This window comes from Pseudomonas sp. (assembly GCF_050739935.1).
Classification (GTDB): Bacteria; Pseudomonadota; Gammaproteobacteria; order Pseudomonadales; family Pseudomonadaceae; genus Aquipseudomonas.
On the sequence record NZ_JBOICF010000123.1, the window covers coordinates 1 to 20,471 of the forward strand.

The following is a 20,471-nucleotide window of genomic DNA, read 5'->3' on the forward strand; positions in this document are numbered from 1 at the left end:
TGAATTCGCTCCTACAGGTGTTGTTCATCAGCCACCAAGATCCAGCTCAACCAACTCCCCGCGCACATCGCGCCCATCGACGTGCAACACGCCTACGGTAATCGGTAGCTTGAACCGCCGATGACACCCTACTCGGCAGGTGTCGTCACCAAAAGCAAACACCCTGAGCAGGCGAAGCAGTTCCTGGATTTCCTGAGTTCATCGGCAGCCGCGTCGGCGATCAAGGGCAGCGGACTGGACCCGATTGCGAAGTGATTGAAGCCGGGATGTATTTAAAATCCTGAGCGAGATTCCCTGTGGGAGCGAATTCATTCGCGAAAAATCGTGCAGCCGATAGAGATGGGTTGCCTGTACCGATGTCTCGCGAATGAATTCGCTCCCACAGTTTTCATACGTGGCTAATTCAGCTGCAACTCAACCAACTCCCCGCGCACATCACGCCCATCGATGTGCAACACGCCTATGGTAATCGGTAGCTTGAACCGCCGAGGCCCGGCGCTTCCGGGGTTGATGAACAGTACCCCGTGGCGGGTCTGCTGTAGCGGCTTGTGCGAATGCCCGGTCACCACCACGCCGATATCCGGCGGCAGCGTCTCGGGCACGTCGGCGAGGATGTGGGTGACGTAAATCCCCAGAGACCCGACATGTAACACCGCCTCGAACGGCACGTCCGCCGCCCATGTGTCATCGGTGTCGTTGTTGCCGCGCACCACGGTCAGCGGCGCGATTTCGCTCAGCGCGTGGAGGATCTGCGGCTTGCCGATATCGCCGCCATGAATCAGATAATCACAGCCGCGCAACGCCTCCAGCGCTTGGGGACGCAGCAAGCCGTGGGTGTCTGAGATCAGGCCGACTTTCACCACCATCGATCAACTCCCGGAGGGCTCACCGGCCGCCTGACGCGACTGCACGCGTTTCATGCTGATCATCGCCAACAAAGCCACCACCGCTACCAACGACGCGAAAAACTCACCGACATGGGGCAAGCCGAACGTCTGCACGCTGAAGCCGACGGCCACCACCGGCACCGAAATGGAGATGTAGAGGACCACGAAAAACGCCGAGGTCACCGCTGCTTTCTGATCTGGCGGACTGCTCGCCGTCACCGCGCCCATGCCGGCACGCAGGATCATGCCCTGCCCCACGCCTGCCACGAGACCCGCACAAACCAATAGCAGCAACTGCGCAGTGGCGATACTCAGGCCCAGGCAGACCATCCCCAGGATCAGACCCACGCAACCAAGGGTCATGTGCAAGCCCTTGGGCAGCCAGTGCAGCGACGCCTGGCCAATGATCGATGCCAGGAAAAACAGCCCAATCACCGCGCCGATCAACAGCCCGCCCTGCACTTGCAGGATGTGGATCATCACCGACGGCACCATGCTGGTGAACAATCCAGCAACGCTGAACCCGGCCAGGCCCGCGATCGAGGCCGAGATGAACACGCCGCGCACCGACGCCGGAACCGAGGGTTTCTGGATGCTCAGCTTCAGCTGTGCCGGACGCTGCACCGTTTCGCGAATCACCGCCACGCCGACCGCCGCTAGCAACAGCAACGCCAGATGCACGTAGAAAATCAGGTGCAGGGGGTCGGCCAGATGTTGCGATGTAAACCCCGCCAGCAATGGCCCAAGCCCCAGGCCCAGCATGTTCGCCGCGGTCGCCATCAGCGTGGCGTTCTTCCAGGTTTTCGGCGCCAGTTCGATCACCGCAACGGTCGCGGTGCCGGTCATGATGCCTGCCGAAAATCCTGAAAAAAGTCGGCCGATCAGCAAGCCGCCAATCGAATCGGAGAACAGAAAGATCAGGGCGCTGATCGCGCCCATGCACAAACCGGCCAACAGTAACGGCCGACGTCCCAACTGATCGGACCAACTGCCCACCGCCAGCAGCGCCGCGATGACCCCCGCCGCATAAATGGAGAAGATGATCGTCAGCCAGCTCGCATCGAATCCCAGCTTTTGCTGATAGATCGCGTAAAGCGGCGTCGGCAGAGTGGTGCCAACCATGGCGATCAACAGCGCCGCTGCGGCGATGAAGAAGTCGCGTGAAGAGGATGAAACAGGCGAGGTCATGAATCCTCCAGACGGGACAAAAAAGGACACACATTATCGGTCAATTGCATACATGACGTCGGAAAAGTTTCAGTGGAAAGTGGACCACGGCGAGAGCGCCTGCGTTCGATGCCGCACGTTATACGCCATGCGAAGCCTCGGAAACAGGCGATGAAAACGTTAACATTATCACCGTTCATCTCACCGCTTTTGGCCCTCATCGTGCTAGCCTTGCGCAATCCAGCAATCATGTGGCCGCCCCGCATGTTGTCCTGATTCAAGGCCGCCAGAAGTCCATGAGCAAAAAGACCCCCGTCACTATTTCCGACATCGCCCGACGCGTGAACATGACCCCGGTCACCGTTTCCCGGGCGTTGAACAAACCTGATCTGGTCAAGCCCGCAACCCTGGCGCGCATTCTGGAAGTGGCTGAAGAACTGGACTACGTACCCAATGCGTTCGCCCGCAGCCTCAAGCGCAGCGAGAGCATGATCATCGGCGTGATCACAGCGTCCGTGGACAACCCGTTCTACAGCGAGATGATCAAGGCCATCTCCCGCGAGGCGAAAAAGCACGGCTACACCATCATGCTGGTGGACACCGACGGCTCGGAGGAACTGGAGCGCAAGGCAGTCGATACGCTGCTCAGCTATCGCGTGGCGGGGATCGTGCTGTCGCCGGTGTCGGATGAGCCGGAATATCAGCCCAACTACCTGAGCCGTTTGAGCAATGGCGACATACCCGTGGTGCAACTGGACCGTGCGCTGCATGACAGCCCGTTCAGCCACGTGGTGCTGGACAACTATCACAGCGGCTTGAAGGGCGCGCGTTATCTCCTGGCGCAAAGCCCGGACATGCAGCGTCTGCTGGTACTGACCGGCCCTGCCCATTCGCGGATTTCCGAAGAGCGCCTCAAGGGCGTGAAAGCGGCGCTGGCCGAGAGTGGTAAAGACGTGCAACTGGACGTGTTCGCCGGCGACTACACCCTGGAGCCGTCGTACCAGAGCACCCTGGACTACCTGAGCGAACACGCCGTGCCGGATGCGATTTTCGGCTTCAACCAGCTGATCACCCTGGGTGCCATGCGCGCGCTGCGAGATCGCGGCATCGCCCACGATAGCCTGCCCATCTGCGGCATCGACCGTCTGCCGTTTGCCGACATTTTCGGCATCCCCATCGCTTGTATCGCTCACGATGCCTCGCGGGCGGGCAGCCAGGCAGTAACGCTGCTGCTGGAGCGGATTCAGGACCGGTTCTTGCCGAAGGCCAAGGTGGTGATTGTCGGGGAATTGGAGAACGGCGGAACCTCGCGGTCGGGCGAACCATTGTAGGAGCCGGCTTGCTGGCGAACCTGTTGTGTCAGCCAACGTCTCCTCGCCTGACTCACCGCGTTCGCCAGCAAGCCGGCTCCTACAGGGAACCGCGTGTGAATGACATGCCGGTTACCGACTGGTATACCCGCCATCAATCGGCAACGACACCCCGCTGATCATCGACGCGGCATCGCTCAACAGAAACAGAATCGGTGCCGCCACTTCCGCCGTTTCAGCAAAGCGCCCCAGTGGAATAGCCGCCAGCGCAGGATCGCGCTTACTCGGTTCGCTCCACGCCATCAGCGCCATAGGCGTCAGCGTCACGGTAGGGTTGACGCTGTTGACCCGGATTCCATGCTTGCCCCACTCGCCGCACTGCACGCGAGTCATGGCGTCCATTGCGCCTTTCGACGCGCAGTAACTCAGATGATCGTCCAGCGCCACCAGCGATGCCTGGCTCGAAACGTTGACGATGCTGCCCGCCACGCCCTCGCCGATCATCGCTTTGGCTACGCTCGCAGCGACCATCGCCGCAGCACGCACATTGACCGTCATGACCTGATCGAACGCGGCAGCGCTGATCTCGGTCGCGGTTTCGAGAATGGAAATCCCCGCGCAGTTGACCAAACCGTGCATTACCGGCAGATCGGCGAGCACAGCGGCCAGCTGCAGGTGATCCCCCACGTCCACGCGCAGAACGTGACAGCCTTGCGCTTCCAGCTTCTGCAACGCCAACGGATCGCGCCCCAGGGCATAGACTTCCGCGCCGCTGCCGAGTAATTGCTGCGCGACTTCCCAGCCAATGCCGCTGCTGGCCCCAGTCACCAGAATGCGTTGGCCGCTGAAATCAAAGTGGGCGGTGTTCACATTCACGCTCCCTGCAAACGATGCATGATCGGTTTGAGCGCCGGATACAACGCCACGTAATCCGCGAACAAGCGCGAGTACAGCGCAACGTTGTCGGCTTGAGGTTCGGCCCTGCGCTGCAATTGCACCCAGCCCTTGTGCACCTGGGCCTCGTCCACCAGCCCCACGGCGTGGGCCGCGAGCAACGCCGCACCGAGGGCCGCTTCCACTTCCTGCACGATGGTGTAGACCGGGAAGTTAGTGACGTCGGCGATGATCTGCATCCACAGATCCGAATGGCTCGCGCCGCCGACCACGATCAGACGCGAGTCCAGGGATTGCGCGCCTTTGGTCCCGGCTTCGATGTTGTGGCGCAGGGCGAAGGTGACGCCTTCCAGCACCGCACGGTACAGGTGAATACGTGTGTGATAAAGATTGAGCCCGACGAAGCTGCCGCTGGCCTTGGCGTCCCATACCGGGCTGCGCTCGCCCATCAGATAGGGCTGAAACAGCACACCGTCGCTGCCTGCGGGAATCTTCGTCGCGGCGCGTTCGAGAATGGCGTGGCTGTCTTCGCCCGTCTCGTGCCCCTGCTGCTCTTCGGCCTGACAAAACTCTTCGCGAAACCAGCTGACCGAGGCGCCCGCAGTGATCGCCCCGCCGAAGATGTAGAGGTCCTTCGCGCCATTGAAGACGTGGGGAAAACTCACCAGACCATGACGGGCATCGACCTGCTGATTGAGATAACCCCAACACATGCTGGTGCCGATCATCGCCACGTGATTGCCAGCCTGAGTGACGCCCGCCGCGAAGGTCGCCATGGCCGCATCGACGCCGCCGCCAAGCAGGGGAATGCTCGCTGCCAGGCCCAGCCGCTCGGCCCACTCGTCCAGCAGCCCGCCGACCACATCCCCGGAATGCAGCAGGCGCTCGGGCATCATCGATTGAGGGATACCCAGCGCGTCGAGCATCTCCGCCGACCAGCGGCGCGCCTCGATATCGTAGACGCCGCCAATGTTGCCAGCGGAACTGTGATCCACCGCAATCTCGCCGGTGAGGCAGTAGTTGATATAGCTGTTGGGCGGCAGCAGGTAGCGCGTATCGGCCCAGATCTGCGGCTGTTTGTCCTTGAGCCAGAGCATCTTGGTGAAGCCGTAATAGCTGTCCACCGAATTACCGGTGATCGAGTACAGACGCTCCAGATCGACGTTCTGGTTGACCCACTCGACCTGCTCTTCGGCCCGGCGATCCATCCAGATCAGGCACGGGTACAGCGGTTTGATCTGCGCGTCGACGGCAATGCCGGATCCGCCATACAGGCTGCTGACGCAGAGCGACTTGACGCTGTCTTTGGGCACGCCGCTCTTGCGCATGCAGGCCGCGACGCAGACCTCCACGGCATTGAGCCAGACCTGCGGCCACTGCTCGGCCCAGCGCGGTTTGGGGGTGTCGACCTTGTAGCCATGACTGTGCTGCGCGACGATGCGGCCCTGAGCATCGACCAGCAATGCCTTGGTGCTCTGGGTGCCGATGTCGACCCCGATGACGTATTCCATCTTCGTGCGCTCTCTTGTTATTGGATATTGCGTCCGATCTTCGGTGCCAAACCGACCTCATCGCGGATGAATCCGCTCCCACAGGAGACTGCATTTCATTCAACTGTGAGAGCGAATTCATTCGCGAGGCGGTATAAGACGCACCGCAAACTCAGCGCTCAATTCACCGGTTTGAGCAGCACCTTGATCGACTTCGTCGAGTTAGCCAGTTCAAACGCTTCGGCATAATCATCCAGCCCGAAGTCATGGGTGACGATGCCTTCGGAGGTCACCAGGCCGCGCTCGAACAGGTCAATGGCGATCGGGTAGCAATATGGCCCCAGGTGAGCGCCGCGTACGTCCAGTTCCTTGCGGTCGCCGATGATCGACCAGTCGGCGCTGGTCTCGGCGCCGAATACGCTGAACTCGACGAAACGACCGAGCTTGCGAATCAGGTCCAGGCCCTGAGTCACGCCGACTGGCACGCCAGTGGTCTCGATATACACATCGCAGCCATAGCCATCGGTGAGGCCGTTGATGATCTCTCGCGCGTTGTCGCGGCTTGGGTTGATCACCACGTCGGCGCCGAATTTCTTCGCCAGTTCCAGACGCTCGTCGACCATGTCGATGACCACCAGTTTCTTCGGCGTCTTCAGCGCGGCGACCTGTACCATGCACAGGCCCAGGGTGCCAGCGCCCGCGATCACCAGCACGTCATCGAGTTGCACATCGCCCCGGTTGACGGTGTGGATCGAGCAAGCCATCGGCTCGATCAGCGCGGAGTCCTCCAGCGACACCGACTCGGGAATCTTGTGCACGATGGCCGTCTTCGGAATGCGCATGTATTGCGCCATACCGCCCTCGGCCACATCCTTCTGGAAGCCGAAAATGTTGTGCACTTCGCACATCCAGTACTTGCCGGACTTGCAGAACCTGCACTTCTCGCACGGCACAATCTGCTCGGCGATGACCTTGTCGCCTACTTTCACACCGAAGTGCTCTTCAGCACCCTCGCCGACCGAATCGACGTAGCCGAAGAACTCGTGGCCCGGTACCACCGGCGCCTTGACCCAAGGGCTTTCGCCACCCCAGAACATCGCCGCGCCCGAATGGCATTTGCAGTCGCTGGCGCAGATACCGCATGCGCCGATGCGAATCACCAGCTCATTGGCGCGGGCCACCGGCTTGGTGATGCGCTCCAGACGGTAGTCTTTCGGCGCATGACAGACGACGGCTTGCATGGTGGTTTTTGTGTTTTGTTCCATGTCGGTTCACCTGTTGAGGTATGTATGTGTGGCCCGTGCAGGAGCCGGCTTGCTGGCGAACCCATGGTGTCAGGGGATGCACCTGTGTCTGACACACCGCCGTCGCCAGCAAGCCGGCTCCTATCGTTCGTTATTCGATACTTATTTATGCCGCTGCCGGCTGATGAAAATCGCGAGCAAAATAATTCCGCCCTTGATCACGCTCTGCACGTACGGCGACACGCCGAGCATGTTCAGCCCGTTGTTGAGCACGCCCAGCAACAGCGCGCCCACCAGGGTGCCGATAATTACGCCGCGACCGCCGGCAATCGACGCACCGCCGAGCACCACGGCGGCAATCGCATCCAGCTCAAAACCGACGCCGGCGTTCGGCTGGCCGCTCATCAGACGCGAGGACAACACCAGCCCGGCAATTGCCGCGGTCAGCCCGCTGATCGAGTACACCAGCAGTTTGAACCGCGAAGCACGCACCCCGGAAAGACGCACGGCCTCTTCGTTGCCACCGATGGCGTAGACGTAGCGACCGATGCGCGTGTGCTGCAGTAGCACCCAGGCGAAGAAGTAAGTCAGCAGCATGATCAGGATCGGCACCTGAATTCCGAACAAGGTGCCGCGTCCGAACCAGGCGAACCAGTCGGGCATCCCCGAAATCGGGTAGCCGTCGGTGTACATCAGGCCCAGGCCGCGGGCGATGCCCATGGTCGCCAGCGTGACGATGATCGGCGGCATCTTCAGATACGCGACGAAGATGCCGTTGCCGACACCGAAGCCCACCCCAATCAACAAGCCAATGAGAATCGCGATCGGCGCCGGAACACCCGCGACCATTAATCCCGTGGTCAGCGTGCCGGACAGCGCCATGACCGGCCCCACTGACAGATCGATGCCGCCGGTGAGAATCACGCAGGTCATACCCACGGCGATGATCGCGTTGATCGACACCTGGCGGGCGATGTTTTCCAGGTTCGCGCCGGTGAGGAATTTGTCGCTGGCGAAGATCATGAAGACCGTCACCAACACCAGCCCGACGAAGGGATAGAACGCTGGTGAGCGGATCAGTTGGGCGAAGTTGAGCTTCATCCGGCCAGGTTGCGTGGTCATGGTTTTAATGGAGGTGTTCACTGTTCAGACTCCCGGTGGCATGGCGCATCACTTCTTGTGGATTGATGGCCGATGACTCCAGCACATTGACGATGGCGCCCTTGTTGAAGACGGCCACGCGATCGCACATGCCGATGACTTCCGGCAGTTCCGACGAGATCATGATGATCGCGAAGCCTTGTTCGGTGAGTTTGCGCATCAGGTTGTAGATCTCCGCCTTGGCGCCAACATCGATGCCTCGGGTCGGCTCGTCGAAAATCAGGATGTCGCAGTGGTGATTGATCCAGCGCGCGATCACCACTTTCTGCTGATTGCCGCCACTGAGATTGAGCACCCGGCTTTCACAGGTCGGTGCCTTGATCGACAGCTGTTTCATCAGCTCGGCAGTGGTGGTGTCTTCCTTGTGTCGATCGAGCAGGTGCGCCGCGCCTTCGTACTTGCCCAGATTGTTCAGCGAGATGTTCTCGCGAATGCTGAAATCGACGATCAGCCCCTCGCTCTTGCGGCTTTCCGGTAGCAGGCCGATGCCATTGGCCAAGGCGTGAGCCGGGTCGCTGAGGTTGACCAACTGCCCGCGCAGCAACACGTCCTTGCTCACCACCGGCAGCGCGCCGATCACCCCCAGCGCCAGCTCCGTGCGGCCGGAGCCGACCAGCCCTGCAAAGCCGAGAATCTCGCCCTTGTGCAGGTTGAAACTATTATGCGGGCCATTGCGGGTCAGCTGAATGTCGCGCACCTGCAGCACCACTTCGCCACGCGCCTGCGTCGGTTTGGGCGGAAAACTCGCCTCCAGCCGACGTCCGACCATCATCTCTACCAGCGTATCGATGTCGCTGTCGGCCACGGTGAGTGCGCCAACATTGGCGCCGTCGCGCAGCACGCTGATGCGATCGCAGACCTGGAAGATTTCCTCAAGGTGATGGGAGATGAAAATCACCGCCACGCCCTGGCTTTTCAGCTCGCGCATGATGTCGAACAGTAGCTCGGCTTCGCTTGGGGTCAGGGTGGCGGTCGGCTCATCCAGAATCAGCAGACGCGCCTCAAGGGCCAGCGCCTTGGCGATCTCGACGAATTGCTGCTCGGCGACGCTCAGATGCTGCACCGAACAATCCAGATTGATCTTCACACCGAGGCGATCGAACAGTGCGATGGCCTTCTCGCGCATCTCGCTTTTGCGCAGCAGGCCGAAGCCGTTGACGATCTCGTGACCGAGGAAAATGTTTTCCACGGCGTTGAGGTAAGGGATCAGGCTGAATTCCTGAAAAACGATGCCGATACCCGCCGCGATCGCTTCGTTGTAAGTCGCGAAATGCTGCTCGGCGCCGTCGATGAGAATGCTGCCTTTGTCCTGATGCTCGACGCCGGCCAGGATCTTCATCAGCGTGGATTTACCCGCACCGTTTTCACCAAGCAGCGCATGAATCTCGCCGCGCTCGACCTGCAGATTGATCGACTTGAGCGCATGCACGCCGGGGTAGCTTTTACAGATGTTTTCCAGTTGTAGAAGGCAGCTCATGCGCACCTCGCCAAAGCAGAAACTCGCTCGAATCCGGGGGTGCTCGCTTGGCCGAAAAAGCTCAGGCGAGCAGCCGCAGGCCCGTTACCAGGAGAAGGTTTTCGCCTTGGCCTGATCCACCAGCAGGATGTCCACCGGAATGGTCGCCGGGACTTGCGAGCCCCACTTCTTGGCGAGCGCCAGCCCCAAAGCCAGACGCACCTGATCGCGCGGGTATTGAGCGGAGGTGGCGATGAATTTGGTGTTCGGCTTCTGGATTTCCTTGATCGCCTCCGGCGAGCCGTCGACGCTGGTCAGCTTGACGTCCATGCCGCTGGATTCGATGGCGGCCAGTGCACCGAGCGAGCCGTTGTCGTTGACGCTGAACAGGCCTTTGAGATTGGGCTGCGCCTGAAGCATGTTTTCGGTCACGCTGAGCGCCTGATCACGCTCCTGCTTGCCGTTCTGAATGCTGACAATCTTGATGTCCGGATGCTTGGCCAGCGCATCTTTGCAGCCGCGCACGCGCTCGAGAATCGGCACCACAGCGATGCCGTCGAGAATTCCCACGTCGCCTTTGCCACCGATGTTCTTGGCCAGATACTCGCAGGCTTGAACGCCAGCGTCGTAGTTTTTAGAGCCCACGAAGGAGTCCAGCGGACCGTCGGCCTGAGCGTCCACCGCAACGACCACGACGCCCTTGTCATGAGCCTCTTTCACCGCGGACTGCACGCCCACCGAATCGGTCGGGTTGATGATCAGAATATCGATGCCCTTTTGCAGCATGTCTTCGATATCGCTGATCTGCTTGGAAACATCGTGACGTGCGTCGGTGACGAGCAGGGTCGCACCAATACTGCCGGTGGCGTCCTGAAGCGCGTCTTTCATGGTCACGAAGTAGGGGTTGTTGATCTCTTGAAAAGAGGCACCGATTTTCAGCGGGCCGGCTTTAGCATCGGCCGCCTGAGCGGTGAAAGAACTGGTGCACGCCACAGCGACGGCGAGCGAGCAAAGGACGGCGGAGAAGCCCTTCTTGAGGCGAGTTGTCATGGCGAAAAAATCCCGTTGTTTTTATTGTTAAAGCGGAAATGTCATCGTTAACATTTTCGAAATTAGCAGAGAAAGAGGGGGTTCGCAACAGCCGTTGGACGGCGATCATTCACCCCGTAGCGCGTTGACAAATTTTGTAACGGATGTCGATAATCCGGCGATAGGTCATACGACAACGGATGACGCCAATAAAAACATTTCAATCAGGGCTTCTCCCGATGACTCAATCCAGTGCCCCTACCCCATTCAATCGCCTGCTGCTGACCGGCGCCGCTGGCGGACTTGGCAAAGTGCTGCGTGACAGCCTGCGTCCCTATGCTCAAATCCTGCGTCTTTCCGACATTGTCGAAATGGCCCCCGCCGCTGGCACTCATGAAGAAGTGCAGATCTGTGATCTGGCCGACAAGGCCGCGGTTGATCAGTTGGTCGAGGGCGTCGATGCCATCGTGCATTTCGGCGGCGTTTCAACCGAGCGCTCGTTCGAAGAAATTCTGGGCCCGAACATCTGCGGGATTTTCCACATTTACGAAGCGGCGCGTCGGCATGGCGTGAAACGTGTGGTTTTTGCCAGCTCAAATCATGTGATCGGCTTCTATCGCCAGGACGAAACCATCGATGCCAGCGCGATGCGTCGTCCTGACAGCTATTACGGCCTGTCCAAGTCCTACGGCGAAGACGTCGCCAGCTTCTACTTCGATCGCTACGGCATCGAAACCGTGAGCATCCGCATCGGCTCCTCGTTCCCCGAAGCGCAGAACCGCCGCATGCTGGATACCTGGCTGAGCTACGACGACCTGACTCAGTTGATCGAGCGTGGCCTGTTCACGCCCAATGTCGGCCATACCGTAGTGTACGGCGCGTCCGACAACGCGAATGTCTGGTGGGATAACCGTCTGGCCAACCATCTGGACTACCAGCCGAAGGACAGCTCAGAGCAATTTCGCGCGAAGGTCGAAGCCCAGCCGATGCCCGCTGCAGACGATCCGCTGCTGGTGTATCAAGGCGGCGCCTTCGTTGCGGCAGGCCCGTTTGGCGACGAGTGAGGTCGCGCCAAAAACGGCCGACGTTCAGGTTGGCCGCCCTGCCCCCTTTTTCGAGACTCTCGGATGGTCGCCATGCAGGCCGAACTGATCCTCGACGCGCGTAACGCCACCGGCGAATGCCCGGTGTGGGACGCGCGCGAACAAGCGCTTTACTGGGTGGACATCCCAGCGCGAAAACTCAACCGCTGGAGTTCGCTGGATAACCGCGTGCGGAGTTGGGAAGCGCCGCAGATGCTGGCCTGCATTGCCAGCTATGGCGACGGCAGCTGGCTGGCGGGCATGGAAGACGGCCTGTTTCGTGTCAGCCCCCAGGACGATGGAACACTCGCCTGGCAACGGCTGATCGATGTCGAACACGCCCGCCCGAACATGCGCTTCAACGATGGTCGCTGCGACCGTCAGGGCCGTTTCTGGGCGGGCACCATGTTCATGGACATGGCTGAGGCGTCCACGACGGGCGCGCTGTATCGCTATTCAAGCGGCCAGCGTGAACCGCTCAGCCCATGCGTTACCGACATGATCGTGCCCAACGGGCTGGGCTTCAGCCCCGATGGCAAGATCATGTACTTGTCCGACTCCCATCCCTCAGTGCAGAAAATCTGGGCTTTCGATTACGACCTCGACACCGGCACACCGCACAACCGCCGCCTGTTCGTCGACATGAACCAGCACCCTGGCCGTCCTGATGGCGCAGCGGTGGACGCCGATGGCTGCTACTGGATCTGTGGTAACGACGAAGGCCTGATCCATCGATTCACGCCCGCAGGAGAACTGGATCGCTCACTGCCGGTTCCGGTGAAGAAGCCTTCCATGTGCGCGTTCGGCGGTCGCGATCTGGACACGCTGTTCGTCACCTCGATCCGTCCCGGCGGCGATCTCAGCGATCAGCCTCTGGCCGGCGCAGTATTCGCCCTACGGCCCGGTGTGAAAGGGCTTGAAGAGCCGCTATTTGGAGCCGCCCCCACGCCCAGTCCTCATCCCCTGTAGCAACATGCCTGCCGACAGTGACGTATTCAAAAACGCGACCGTCGGCAAGACCGGCTGCTACAGCGCGCCGCCCCGCATCTCGATCAAGCGCTCATCCATTTCGAAATAACCTTATGAAGTTTGGTTATCTTCATAAACATCCCGCATAAACTCTCCTTCTATATTTATGACAAAAGGTGATTAGCGGATCGCCGATTTATATCTTTATGATCTGAGCCACAACAACCCTAGACAGGAGTTCAGGACATGGCGATTCAGATCAAACCCGTGGCAGGAAGAATCGGCGCCGAGTTGAGCGGCATCAAACTTTCCGGTGATATCTCTGCGCAAGACTTCGACCTCATCAATCAGGCGCTACTCAAGCACAAGGTCCTGTTTTTCCGCGACCAATTCCTGACCGATGAGCAGCACGAAAGCTTTTCCCTGCGCTTCGGCGATCAGGTGCCGCATCCGACTGTGCCGTCGGCCAGGCAGAGCAACGCCATCCTGCATTTGGACGCCAAGGAAACCCGCGCCAACTCGTGGCACACCGATGTCACCTTCGTTGCCAATTACCCGAAGATTTCCATCCTGCGTGGAGTGGTCATCCCGCCTTACGGTGGCGATACGGTATGGGCCAACACCGCCTCGGCCTACGCCGACCTGCCTGCTCCGCTGAAAGTGCTGGCCGACAGTCTGCGTGCCCTGCACACCAATCTCTACGACTACGCAGCGCCTCGCGATACCGGCGATGCTGGCGTGAAACGCTACCGCGAGCAGTTCACCGCGGAAGTCTATGAAACCGAACACCCGCTGGTGCGCGTGCATCCGGAAACCGGCGAGCGCAGCCTGTTGCTCGGCCACTTCGTCAAACAGATTCAGGGCGTCAGCAGCAACGACTCCAAGCAACTGATCCGCCTGTTCCACGACCGCATCACCCATCTGGACAACACTGTGCGCTGGCGCTGGAGCGAAGGCGACGTGGTGATCTGGGACAACCGCGCCACGCAGCACATCGCGATCAATGACTACGGCAACGCCGAGCGTATCGTGCGTCGCACAACCGTAACCGGCGACATCCCGGTCGGCGTCGATGGACGTGCGAGCCAGGCGATCAAGCCCACACCCGACACCCTGTCCCCGCCGACTGAAGCTGCCAAAAAACATCTGGCCGCCTGATCCCTCGTCACTCAATTTTTTAAGGAAAAAACGTCATGGCACAGGCCAAGCGAACATCTGTATTCAGCACGAAAAGCGTAGCTACCGCACTGGCGGCGCTGCTGATGATGCCCTTGGCCGAGGCCGACGTTCTGCGCATTGGCGTGGCCAGCGCGGGAGGTGGCGATCCCGTGACTTTCAGCGGTTCATCGTTGGGTATCGTGCGCAATCAGCAACTGCTGGAAAAGGCCTTCGAAAGCACCGGGACCGAAGTTCAATGGTTTTTCTTCAAGGGCGCGGGGCCTGCGGTGAACGAGGCGCTGTCGAACCAGCAGCTGGACTTCGCCTATGAAGGCGACCTGCCGCAAGTGGTCGGTCGCGCCAACGGGCTGGACACCAAGCTGCTGGCCGCGATCGGCGTGCGCTCCAACGTCTATCTGGCGGTGCCGAAAGGCTCCGACATCAAGACCATCGAAGACCTCAAGGGCAAGAAAGTCGCGGTCTTTCGCGGCACCAACGGCCATCTGGTATCGATCAACCTGTTGGCTGATCACGGCCTGACCGAGCGAGATCTGAAGGTCATCAACCTCGACAGCGGCAGCAGCCAGGCCGCGTTGGCCTCGAAAGGGGTCGATGCTGCATTCGGCGGTCGCGAGTTGTTCAAGCTGCGCGATCAGGGGCTCGTCGACATCATCTTCGACAACCCGAACAACGACGTGCGCTACACCCGGCAATGCGCCCTGGTAGTTCGCGGCGCTTATGAAAAGGAACACGCGGACAACGTACAAAAAGTGGTGAACACCCTGGTCGACGCCGCCAAGTGGGAGTCCGAGGAAAGCAACCGCGACGCTGTGCTCAACGAATGGGCCAAGACCAACGAGCCGCTGGCTTCGCTCAAAGCCGACTTCGGCCACATCAGCTTGCGTGACAGCGCCTCGCCGCTGGTGGATGAATTTCTGCGCACGCGCTATCAGGCAGTTGCCGACCAAGCCAAGGACGAGAAGATGATTCGCCGTCCGGTGACTATCGACGGCTGGTTCGAGACCAAGTATCTGGAAAACGCGCTAAAGGCCAAAGGCCTGGAGCATTACTGGACCTCCTATGGCGCGGACGGCAAGGCAGCAGCGAACACCGCTACGGCGTCATCGAACAAAACCGTCAATAACGGAGGCTGATGTCATGGCCAGAGCCACCGCACCCGTACTCGATCAACAACGGTCGCCAGCGAAAAAGCTGGCGCCCGTTGAGCGCCTGCCCAACTTCGTGGCTCGCGCGCCGCGACGCGTCTCTATCGCCGCCCACCCTCGCCCAGTCTGGCGAGCCCGCGCAGTGAACATCGCGCTGCCCTGGCTGCTGCCTATCGCGCTGCTGGGTCTCTGGTATGTGGGCACCGAGCGCGGCTGGTTGTCGGAGCAAGTGCTGCCGCCACCGGCGTACGTCTATCAGACACTCACAGATCTGTTCACCACCGGCGATTTGTGGCTTAACGCTTCGGCCAGTCTGCAGCGGGTGCTGGTGGGCTTTCTGATCGGTTCGGGTCTCGGCGTGACGCTGGGTCTGTTCATGGGCCTGTCGAAAACCGTGGAAGATTATCTGCTACCGACTTTCAACGCGTTGGTGCAAATCCCGGTATTGGGCTGGATGCCCTTCGCCCTGCTGCTGTTCGGCATCGGTGAGCCGCTGAAATACGTACTCATCGCTCATGCTGCACTGGTGCCGGTCACTCTGTGTACCTTGCAGGCGTTTCATCAGGTGCCCAAGCGCCTGCTTGAGGTCGGTCAGGCGTATGGTTTCAGTCAGCGCCAGATCGTCACCGACATCGTGCTGCCTTCTGCGGTCGCGCCGATTTTTACTGGCCTGCGCCTGGGCTTCACCAAGGCCTGGTTGTCGCTGGTGGTGGTCGAGTTGCTCGCCTCCAGTGAGGGCCTGGGCTACCTGATCGCTTACGGACGTCAGTTGTTCCAGCTGGATCTGGTGATGGCGGCGGTGGTCGTGGTCGGCACGGTCGGGCTGTTGATCGATCGCGGCTTCGAAGTCATCGAGCGTCGTCTCAACAAGGGTCGGGCGATTACGCCAGGGAGGCTGGCATGAGTTCACTGACAGCAACACACGCACCTCATCAGCATCGCTATCGTGGCTGGGTCGTGCCGGTGGTCGGCGTCGCGATCTGGTGGCTGGCGGCGAATCAGGGCTGGAGCGATTCGGGCCTGCTGGTCTCGCCACAAAAGGTGGCCATCACGGCTTGGCATCAGGTGACTGCGGGCCAGTTCTGGCGGGCGATCTCGTCGAGCTTGGCACGCGACCTCAGCGGCTTTTTCATCGGCACCGCGCTTGGGCTGATCCTCGGATGCCTGTTGGGTTTCTCGCGACTGTTCGAGCGTCTGGTGGGACCGAGCTTCAACACCTTCAAGCAGATTTCCCTGTTCGCCTGGATCCCGCTGATCTCGGTGTGGTTCGGGCTGGGCGACGTGGCGAAGGTGGTGTTTCTTTCGCTCGCCGCGCTGGTGCCGGTAGTGGTCAATACCTGTGACGGTCTGCGTAACGTGCCGAACGCGTTTCTGGAAGTCGCGAAGGTGTATGGCTTCAGTCGCTGGCAGACCATTGTCGGGGTGATGCTGCCCGCCGCGTTGCCATCGATCTTTACCGGGATCTATCTGGCGCTGGTGTATTCATGGCTGGCGACCATTGGTGCCGAATACCTGCTGGTCTCCGGCGACGGCATCGGCAACACGCTGATCGACGGCAGTGAACATTTCATGATGGATCTGGTGCTGTTCGGCATGGTCATCATCGGTCTGGTCGGCTGGGGGCTGAACGTCCTGGCGCGCCGACTGGAACGTCGCATGCAGCGGCTCTACGGCGTTTCGCCTCGCTAGTTCTTATCTCGACAGTTCTTATCTCGACAACTCAAGCACTCAAAGGAATTCACCATGCCCGCCAGCCAACCGCTCCCGCTTTCGACACAGCAAGGCAATGGGCTGCGTCTAGAGAACATCAGCAAGCGCTTCTCCGGCGCCAATACAGACACACAACTGCAAGTGCTGGACAACATTCAGCTGGACATCGCCCCCGGCGAATTCATCACCATCGTCGGCGCCAGCGGTTGCGGCAAGTCGACGTTGCTGCGGTTGATCCTCGGTCTGGACGAAGAATTCGACGGACGCATCCTGCTCGATGAAAAGCCAATCAAGGGCACCGGCCTGGAGCGCGGCATCGTGTTTCAGGATCACCGTTTGTTTCCGTGGCTGACCGTGGAGCAGAACGTCGCGGTAGGTTTAAAGAACGCGCCCCTGACGCCCGCGCAAAAGCGCGAGACCGTGCGTGAGCATATTCATCTGGTTGGTCTTCAGGACTTCACCGAATCCTACCCGCATCAGATTTCCGGCGGCATGGCTCAGCGCGTGGCGATCGCTCGCGGCCTGGTGAATCGCCCCAGCGTGTTATTGCTGGACGAGCCCTTTGGCGCCCTCGATGCCCTGACTCGCACTCGTCTGCAACGCGAGCTGCAGACCATCTGGCAACAGGAAAAGATCACCATGGTCCACGTCACCCACGATGTCGATGAAGCGGTGTACCTGGGCGATCGCGTGGTGGTGATGCAGCCGCATCCGGGGCGGATACGTCGCATCGTCGACATCGACTTGCCCCGCCCACGCAACCGCAGCGATGCGCGATTCATTGCGCTGCGTGATGATGTGTTGAGTGATTTCGCGGAGCTGTCTTGACCCCGCAACTACTCACCTCTGTGGGAGCGAATTTATTCGCGAAAAATATGGCAGTCGATGAATCGGTTTCGGCTATACAGACGTCTCGCGAATAATTCGCTCCCAGAGAGCCCGTTAATGGCCGGAAAATTCGCTGGGTGACAGACATCCAGGTCAGTCACTCATGCAACGACACCTGATTACGCCCGTTCTTCTTCGAGGCATACAGCGCCTGATCGGCCCATTCGATCAGGGTCTTGTGCTCGTTCAGCGGTGTGTTCATGTCTGCGACACCGAGGCTGATGGTGCAGCGAATCACCTCGCCCTCGTGCATGATTTCCTGCGCCTCGACGGCCACCCGCAGCCGCTCGGCGAACATGCCGCCGCCGTACTTGTCCGTGTCCGGTAACAGCACCGCATACTCCTCGCCGCCATAGCGCCCGGCGATATCGGAATCGCGGATGTGTTCGCGGATCACGTCGGCCACCCGCTGGATCACCTTGTCGCCGCACTGGTGACCATAGGTGTCGTTGACCCGTTTGAAGTGATCGATGTCGAACATCACCAGTGAAGCCGTCGTGCCGTAGCGTACATGCCGGGCGTATTCCAGGCGCAGCGCCTCTTCCCAGTGACCACGGTTGCTGAGGCCGGTCAGGCGGTCGGTGCTGGAAAGTTTCTGCAGTTCGTTATTGGCTGCCTGCAATTGCAACCGGTTGGTCGCCACATCCGTGACGTCGTAGATCACCAGACACACATGAGAAACCTCCCCGCTGGTGGAGCGCAGAGGGAACATCGTGGTGTTCTGGTACATGAAATCTTCTCGCCCGGTGATCGGCTGATAGCTTTTGAAACGCACCAGATACGGACGCTGCTCCCAGATGGTGAACGCTGGCGTACCCAGGGTAATCACGCTGTCGATCTTCTTTTTCAGCCAGTCTTGATTGACCTCCGGAAACAGTTCGAAGAACGAGCGATTCGCTGCCTCGTACGGCAACACGCCCGAACGGTTTTCCATGAAGGTATTCCACACCTGGACCCGATAGTCCTGATCGAGCACCACCACGCCGACGTCGATGCTCTGGGTGATGGTCAGCAGCCAATGCAATTCTTTGATGTCGATACGATCGTTCATGAATCAGCTCATCAGGTAGGCGAGTTTTCGCGACAGCCGCTCTACCGAGTCCTCGGTGAACAACATCAACAAGTCGAAATGAATATTGTGACCTTCCAGGCTATAACTGATCTCCACCGCGAGCGTCTTCTTCCAGCGCTGCTGATTGATGCGGATCAGCTCTTCGATACCGCTGTGCAGGCCGAGGACTTGTGGATGCCCTTGGGAAAACTCGATGTCGATCTGCTCGGCAATGCCACTGAGGCAGGCGCCGATCAAAATCGAAGACAGGTCCAGTAGCATTTCCATGTCGGAATAGTCGCTGTCCTGAATCTTCATCAACTGCGCCATATCGGCGATTTCAGAATCGTGAAACAGCAACAGCGCCTCACCGGCGATGCCGCCGCCAATGTAGCCCTGACATACCGCGGTCAGGCGATCGCTGGCCTGGGCGTCGGCGAGCGCCATGTGCAGCTCGCCGACTTCCAGCATGTTGACGTTGGGCACCGGCAGTTGCACGAACACGCCGAGCACCCGCGCCAGCAACGCGGCGGCACGCCCCATGGCCACGTTGATGGTTTCGCGGAAGGCATCCTGAAAACTGATGGCGGCGTGTTCGACCTTTGGCGCGACGGCGAGGGCTGTGGTCGGCTCACCCAAAAGCCCGAGACGCTGCAACGTCTGTTGCAGCTCAAGGGGGTCCGCTGGCTTTTTCAGAAACGCCAGCGCCCCCAGTTCCAGAGTCCGCCGCACGGCCTCCTCCTGGACGTCGCCAGATACCACGATGACCTTGGCCTGCAGGTTTTCCGCGCGAATGGCGGCCAGCGCCTGATAGCCGTCCATGTCCGGCATGGTCAGGTCAAGTAACACCACCTGGCCCAGGCCCTGACGAATAGCCTCAAGACCTTCATGCCCATTGGTGGCTGTCGTGACCGATACCCCCCAATCGGAAGGTAAGGCCCTTATCAGCTGTTTGCGCGCCATATTGGAGTCGTCGCAAATCAGCAGGGGAATGGTGGCCATTGCTTTCAATCTCACGGCAAAAGAGTTTCAGGCCTGGCCCGGAATCTGTGCAATTAACTGCCTGGGAATACTTGAGCCCACTGGCTACCGAATACTTGTTCGGTTAAATATCAGCCGACAAAGTGGGTCGAATCTTCACTCATTCAGACGTCTGATGGCAATATGCAATATTTATGCTAAAGACAATGACATCCATTTACACGAAATCAACAGATTGAAAGTGATTGTTTTATGACGTCAATATTTTCTCGCGCAGTTCGCAGGAGACTGTAATTTCGCCCAGTATTACGGAATATAGGTGGATTGACCGAATACTTCCCAATCGCGGCGTTTATTAACGTGGAAATTCTGCTTGCCGACTTATTTGGAGGCTTTCCGAGGTCAAGCCATCGAAGCTTTCGCTACCGCAACGTGCGCAGCTTACCAAGCAGCCGGCGACGTGGAGGGTCACCAAGAGTGCACCGCAGGCACAGATAAACGGCAGAGCGACCCAATACGGTGCTCGGGCTGGTCGATAATTGATGAAGGGATGTTAGACAGGTAACGACCGCAACGATAAGAATACGTCGCTAAACTTCAAAGAACATTTCGAGACCAATAACGACGCAAATTCATGATCTTTATAGCTTTATACGCTTAAGCCTAGCTATTAACCCGCAACGCTTAAACAAACCCTGAATAAAACAAACCCCGGCGCGAACGTCGGGGCTTGTAATGGTCACATCCATATGACCTTCGCATGAACCTTCAACCGATCAACCAACGGCCTCCCTGGCCGTTAATTGTCCGTTCGTACGGTTCTTGGGA

General features: G+C 59.6%; 19 protein-coding genes. 9 read left to right on the forward strand and 10 right to left on the reverse strand.

All coding sequences use genetic code 11. The features are described 5' to 3' along the window. The first annotated feature begins 120 nt into the window (after window positions 1-120). Window positions 121-255 carry a substrate-binding domain-containing protein gene (locus ACRER8_RS24500; RefSeq protein WP_431748761.1) on the forward strand — a complete coding sequence of 45 codons (135 nt, stop codon included), beginning with the start codon at window positions 121-123 and terminating at the stop codon, window positions 253-255. Window positions 256-398: 143 nt separating this feature from the next. Here the strand turns inward: ACRER8_RS24500 and ACRER8_RS24505 are convergent, their stop codons facing one another. Next, the gene (locus ACRER8_RS24505; RefSeq protein ID WP_431748762.1) at window positions 399-866 is read right to left on the reverse strand and encodes a metallophosphoesterase family protein; all 468 of its coding nucleotides are present in this window, start codon (window positions 864-866) and stop codon (window positions 399-401) included. Window positions 867-869: 3 nt separating this feature from the next. Next, window positions 870-2,075, reverse strand: a complete 1,206-nt coding sequence (locus tag ACRER8_RS24510; RefSeq protein ID WP_431748763.1) for an MFS transporter — start codon at window positions 2,073-2,075, stop codon at window positions 870-872. A 275-nt stretch (window positions 2,076-2,350) separates the two neighbouring features. On the opposite strand from ACRER8_RS24510, the gene ACRER8_RS24515 reads away from it, so the two are divergent. Beyond that, window positions 2,351-3,385, forward strand: coding sequence for a LacI family DNA-binding transcriptional regulator (locus ACRER8_RS24515; protein WP_431748764.1), 1,035 nt, complete (start codon window positions 2,351-2,353; stop codon window positions 3,383-3,385). Window positions 3,386-3,496: 111 nt separating this feature from the next. Here ACRER8_RS24515 and ACRER8_RS24520 read toward each other — a convergent pair whose 3' ends face one another. The 6 genes from ACRER8_RS24520 to ACRER8_RS24545 form a co-directional block, all read right to left on the reverse strand. Then, window positions 3,497-4,234: an SDR family oxidoreductase gene (locus ACRER8_RS24520; protein ID WP_431748765.1), complete on the reverse strand. Its 738-nt coding sequence runs from the start codon at window positions 4,232-4,234 to the stop codon at window positions 3,497-3,499. Window positions 4,235-4,236: 2 nt separating this feature from the next. Beyond that, window positions 4,237-5,769, reverse strand: coding sequence for an FGGY-family carbohydrate kinase (locus tag ACRER8_RS24525; RefSeq protein ID WP_431748766.1), 1,533 nt, complete (start codon window positions 5,767-5,769; stop codon window positions 4,237-4,239). 158 nt (window positions 5,770-5,927) lie between these two features. Next, window positions 5,928-7,013 (reverse strand): alcohol dehydrogenase catalytic domain-containing protein, encoded by a 1,086-nt coding sequence (locus tag ACRER8_RS24530; protein WP_431748767.1) that lies wholly within the window; start codon window positions 7,011-7,013, stop codon window positions 5,928-5,930. Window positions 7,014-7,154: 141 nt separating this feature from the next. Then, window positions 7,155-8,114 carry an ABC transporter permease gene (locus ACRER8_RS24535; RefSeq protein ID WP_431748805.1) on the reverse strand — a complete coding sequence of 320 codons (960 nt, stop codon included), beginning with the start codon at window positions 8,112-8,114 and terminating at the stop codon, window positions 7,155-7,157. A 4-nt stretch (window positions 8,115-8,118) separates the two neighbouring features. Then, window positions 8,119-9,630, reverse strand: coding sequence for a sugar ABC transporter ATP-binding protein (locus ACRER8_RS24540; RefSeq protein WP_431748768.1), 1,512 nt, complete (start codon window positions 9,628-9,630; stop codon window positions 8,119-8,121). 84 nt (window positions 9,631-9,714) lie between these two features. Next, window positions 9,715-10,659: a substrate-binding domain-containing protein gene (locus tag ACRER8_RS24545; RefSeq protein ID WP_431748769.1), complete on the reverse strand. Its 945-nt coding sequence runs from the start codon at window positions 10,657-10,659 to the stop codon at window positions 9,715-9,717. 218 nt (window positions 10,660-10,877) lie between these two features. Here ACRER8_RS24545 and ACRER8_RS24550 point away from each other — a divergent pair, with 218 nt between their 5' ends. The 7 genes from ACRER8_RS24550 (at window position 10,878) to ACRER8_RS24580 (ending at window position 17,551) form a co-directional block, all read left to right on the forward strand. Beyond that, entirely contained in the window at window positions 10,878-11,702 is an 825-nt protein-coding gene (locus ACRER8_RS24550; protein WP_431748770.1) for an NAD-dependent epimerase/dehydratase family protein, read from the forward strand. A gap of 72 nt (window positions 11,703-11,774) precedes the next feature. Further along, window positions 11,775-12,689 (forward strand): SMP-30/gluconolactonase/LRE family protein, encoded by a 915-nt coding sequence (locus ACRER8_RS24555; protein ID WP_431748771.1) that lies wholly within the window; start codon window positions 11,775-11,777, stop codon window positions 12,687-12,689. A gap of 246 nt (window positions 12,690-12,935) precedes the next feature. Further along, window positions 12,936-13,847 carry a TauD/TfdA dioxygenase family protein gene (locus tag ACRER8_RS24560; protein ID WP_431748772.1) on the forward strand — a complete coding sequence of 304 codons (912 nt, stop codon included), beginning with the start codon at window positions 12,936-12,938 and terminating at the stop codon, window positions 13,845-13,847. A gap of 35 nt (window positions 13,848-13,882) precedes the next feature. After that, window positions 13,883-15,001, forward strand: coding sequence for an ABC transporter substrate-binding protein (locus tag ACRER8_RS24565; RefSeq protein ID WP_431748773.1), 1,119 nt, complete (start codon window positions 13,883-13,885; stop codon window positions 14,999-15,001). A 4-nt stretch (window positions 15,002-15,005) separates the two neighbouring features. Continuing rightward, window positions 15,006-15,917, forward strand: coding sequence for an ABC transporter permease (locus ACRER8_RS24570; RefSeq protein WP_431748774.1), 912 nt, complete (start codon window positions 15,006-15,008; stop codon window positions 15,915-15,917). After that, complete coding sequence (locus tag ACRER8_RS24575) at window positions 15,914-16,702, forward strand: ABC transporter permease (protein ID WP_431748775.1); 789 nt, start codon at window positions 15,914-15,916, stop codon at window positions 16,700-16,702. Before ACRER8_RS24570 ends, ACRER8_RS24575 begins: the two co-directional genes overlap by 4 nt. Before the next feature lie 54 nt (window positions 16,703-16,756). Then, window positions 16,757-17,551 carry an ABC transporter ATP-binding protein gene (locus tag ACRER8_RS24580; protein ID WP_431748776.1) on the forward strand — a complete coding sequence of 265 codons (795 nt, stop codon included), beginning with the start codon at window positions 16,757-16,759 and terminating at the stop codon, window positions 17,549-17,551. 157 nt (window positions 17,552-17,708) lie between these two features. On the opposite strand, the gene ACRER8_RS24585 is transcribed toward ACRER8_RS24580, so the two are convergent. Both ACRER8_RS24585 and ACRER8_RS24590 read right to left on the reverse strand, forming a co-directional pair. Further along, window positions 17,709-18,662: a diguanylate cyclase gene (locus ACRER8_RS24585; protein ID WP_431748777.1), complete on the reverse strand. Its 954-nt coding sequence runs from the start codon at window positions 18,660-18,662 to the stop codon at window positions 17,709-17,711. Window positions 18,663-18,665: 3 nt separating this feature from the next. Continuing rightward, a complete protein-coding gene (locus tag ACRER8_RS24590) occupies window positions 18,666-19,664 on the reverse strand; it encodes a response regulator (RefSeq protein ID WP_431748778.1) in 999 nt (332 codons plus the stop codon). Window positions 19,665-20,471: the final 807 nt, after the last annotated feature.

What these genes read in the sequence shown, in the direction of transcription:
- ACRER8_RS24570 (WP_431748774.1), top strand. Translation starts at nt 15,006, where the DNA reads ATGGCCAGAGCCACCGCACCCGTACTCGATCAACAACGGTCGCCAGCG.
- ACRER8_RS24550 (WP_431748770.1), top strand. Translation starts at nt 10,878, where the DNA reads ATGACTCAATCCAGTGCCCCTACCCCATTCAATCGCCTGCTGCTGACC.
- ACRER8_RS24510 (WP_431748763.1), bottom strand. Translation starts at nt 2,075, where the DNA reads ATGACCTCGCCTGTTTCATCCTCTTCACGCGACTTCTTCATCGCCGCA.
- ACRER8_RS24545 (WP_431748769.1), bottom strand. Translation starts at nt 10,659, where the DNA reads ATGACAACTCGCCTCAAGAAGGGCTTCTCCGCCGTCCTTTGCTCGCTC.
- ACRER8_RS24500 (WP_431748761.1), top strand. Translation starts at nt 121, where the DNA reads ATGACACCCTACTCGGCAGGTGTCGTCACCAAAAGCAAACACCCTGAG.
- ACRER8_RS24515 (WP_431748764.1), top strand. Translation starts at nt 2,351, where the DNA reads ATGAGCAAAAAGACCCCCGTCACTATTTCCGACATCGCCCGACGCGTG.
- ACRER8_RS24560 (WP_431748772.1), top strand. Translation starts at nt 12,936, where the DNA reads ATGGCGATTCAGATCAAACCCGTGGCAGGAAGAATCGGCGCCGAGTTG.
- ACRER8_RS24505 (WP_431748762.1), bottom strand. Translation starts at nt 866, where the DNA reads ATGGTGGTGAAAGTCGGCCTGATCTCAGACACCCACGGCTTGCTGCGT.
- ACRER8_RS24540 (WP_431748768.1), bottom strand. Translation starts at nt 9,630, where the DNA reads ATGAGCTGCCTTCTACAACTGGAAAACATCTGTAAAAGCTACCCCGGC.
- ACRER8_RS24565 (WP_431748773.1), top strand. Translation starts at nt 13,883, where the DNA reads ATGGCACAGGCCAAGCGAACATCTGTATTCAGCACGAAAAGCGTAGCT.
- ACRER8_RS24530 (WP_431748767.1), bottom strand. Translation starts at nt 7,013, where the DNA reads ATGGAACAAAACACAAAAACCACCATGCAAGCCGTCGTCTGTCATGCG.
- ACRER8_RS24590 (WP_431748778.1), bottom strand. Translation starts at nt 19,664, where the DNA reads ATGGCCACCATTCCCCTGCTGATTTGCGACGACTCCAATATGGCGCGC.
- ACRER8_RS24525 (WP_431748766.1), bottom strand. Translation starts at nt 5,769, where the DNA reads ATGGAATACGTCATCGGGGTCGACATCGGCACCCAGAGCACCAAGGCA.
- ACRER8_RS24580 (WP_431748776.1), top strand. Translation starts at nt 16,757, where the DNA reads ATGCCCGCCAGCCAACCGCTCCCGCTTTCGACACAGCAAGGCAATGGG.
- ACRER8_RS24575 (WP_431748775.1), top strand. Translation starts at nt 15,914, where the DNA reads ATGAGTTCACTGACAGCAACACACGCACCTCATCAGCATCGCTATCGT.
- ACRER8_RS24535 (WP_431748805.1), bottom strand. Translation starts at nt 8,114, where the DNA reads ATGACCACGCAACCTGGCCGGATGAAGCTCAACTTCGCCCAACTGATC.
- ACRER8_RS24555 (WP_431748771.1), top strand. Translation starts at nt 11,775, where the DNA reads ATGCAGGCCGAACTGATCCTCGACGCGCGTAACGCCACCGGCGAATGC.
- ACRER8_RS24585 (WP_431748777.1), bottom strand. Translation starts at nt 18,662, where the DNA reads ATGAACGATCGTATCGACATCAAAGAATTGCATTGGCTGCTGACCATC.